Raw genomic sequence first — 2,374 nt, 5'->3', positions numbered from 1 at the left:
CCAGTAACAGCGGCACCGGCCTTGTGCCGATGGGTACGCCCACCGCCGCCAAGGGCGGCCTGGCCGATGTGCAGGTTCGCGGCATGAGCGTTATGGACCCGGATACCGTGCTCATGCGCCTGACCCTCCGTAAAGGTGACACCCCCGATGCCCACGCCATCAACGAAGAAGTGAAGCGCATCTGGGAAATGGGATATTTCAGCGACGTACAGGCCAGCCTTGAAGGCAATGTGCTGGTCTTCACCGTGGTGGAAAAGCCCCGCATCGACAACATCATTGTCGAAGGGTCCAAGGGCGTTGACAAGGAAGACGTCGTTGCCGCCATGGGTACAAGAACCGGCAACGTGCTCAACGAGCAGGTGCTTTCCGACGACCTGCAAAAAATTACCGAACTGTACCGCAAAGAAGGCTATTACCTTGCCAAGGTCAATTACCGCCTTGAAGACCGCCAGAGCGGGCGCGGCGCAGTGCTGGTCATCAATGTGGACGAGGGCAACAAACTCTACGTCAAAGAAGTGAACATCGAGGGTCTCAACAAGCTCAACCGGGGCGACCTTGACAAATACCTTGCCCTCAAGCCGCGCGGCATCTTCTCGTGGCTGACCGGATCGGGCGTGCTCAAAGAGGAATACCTTGAGCGCGACACCAACGCCATTGCCGCCTATGGCCTCAATGAAGGCTATATCGACATCCAGGTGGGCGCGCCCCAGGTAGACTACAAGGACGACGGCATCTACGTCACCTTTGTGGTCAACGAAGGTCCCCGCTATACCGTGCGCAACGTGGTCTTTGCCGGAGACGTCATCGACAGCGAAGAAAAAATGCTTGAAGTTATCCAGATGGACGACTGGCAGAAGTCCAATGACTACTTCTCCCTGACGGTCATGCAGGAAGACTCCAAGCGCCTCACGGACCACTACGCCGACTACGGCTACGCCTTTGCCGAGGTGGACACCAAACTCATCAAGGCTGAAGACGGCAGCGACCAGGTGGACGTAGGCTATCTGGTCAACAAAAAGCAGAAGGTCTTCATCCGCCGCCTGGTGGTTGAAGGCAATACCAAAACGCGCGACAACGTCATCCTGCGCGAAATGCGCCTGGGCGACGGCGACATGTACGAAGGGGCCAAGCTGCGCCGCTCCAACGAGCGCCTGAACCGTCTGCGGTACTTCTCTGCCGTGGATATGGAGCTTATCCCCACCGGACAGGAAGACGAGGTAGACCTCAAGGTAAAGGTCAAGGAAACCAATACCGGCGCCATCATGGGCGGTATCGGCTACTCCAGCTACTATGACGTGGGCGTCACGGCCTCCATCATGGAGCGCAACCTCTTCGGCCGCGGCTACTGGCTGCAGCTTCAGGGCTTCTTCTCCTGGCGGCGCACGTCGGGTACCCTGTCCTTCACCAACCCGCGCGTGTACGATACCGACCTCTCGTTCGGCAACGACATCTATTACACCCACGACTACTGGGACAACTTCACCAAGGATACCATAGGCGACACGGTGCGCTTCGGCTATCCCATCGGCGAGTACACGTCCGTGGGCGTGGGCTACCGCCTTGAGCGCTACCACCTGTACGACGTGGCCGACAACAGCTCGCCCTACATCAAGGACTATAAGGGCATCAACTGGACCAGCGCCGTCTCGGGCCGTATCCTGCGCGACACCACCGACAGCAAGGAACGCCCCACCAAGGGAACCATCGCCCGCCTGTGGGCGGAATACGGCGGCGGCGGCCTTGGCGGCACAGACAACTTCATCAAGAGCGTGGCCGACTGGCAGGGCTTCTGGTCTTTCAACCCGCAAAACACTGTCCACCTGCGCGGTCGCGTGGGCGGCGTGTTCCAGAACACCAGCGACAGGGTCCCCGTGTTTGAACGCTTCTGGGTCGGCGGCATGGACACCATCCGCGGCTACAGCTACTCTGACCTTTCGCCCCGCGACTACAAGCACGGCAACGAGCAGATCGGCGGCGACCGCATGGCTGTCGGCAACCTGGAATATATCTGGACCTTCCAGAAAGACCTGGGACTTGCCCTGGTTCCCTTTGTGGATACCGGCTTTAACATCGATTCCAAGACAATGGGCGATGAATGGGACAGATACATTGTGGCCTCCACCGGCCTGGAACTGCGCTGGCGTTCTCCCATGGGCGACCTGCGCATAGCCTACGGCGTCCCCCTGGTGCAGGATTACGACAAGGAAATGCCTCCGGGCAGGATCGAATTCAGCATGGGCCAGTTCTTCTAGAGCAGATTAACTTTGAGAATATACATTCTCAAAGTTTAAGGCACGCTCACTTCGGCGTTTAACCGCGCAGATAAACTGCGCTTACGCCTCCGTAGCGAACGTCTGCTCACGCAGCCGCCAGA

General features: G+C 58.6%; 1 protein-coding gene. It reads left to right on the top strand.

Annotated elements, in window-relative coordinates; all coding sequences use genetic code 11:
- On the top strand, window positions 1-2,252 hold a 2,252-nt coding region (gene bamA / locus V6C07_RS11385; RefSeq protein WP_333536601.1), incomplete at its 5' end, for an outer membrane protein assembly factor BamA.
- Window positions 2,253-2,374: the final 122 nt, after the last annotated feature.

Source organism: Desulfovibrio sp. 1214_IL3152, assembly GCF_036763055.1.
Classification (GTDB): domain Bacteria; phylum Desulfobacterota; class Desulfovibrionia; order Desulfovibrionales; family Desulfovibrionaceae; genus Desulfovibrio.
Note: the sequence above shows the minus strand (reverse complement) of the source record. Positions and strands in the feature narration are given on the sequence as shown.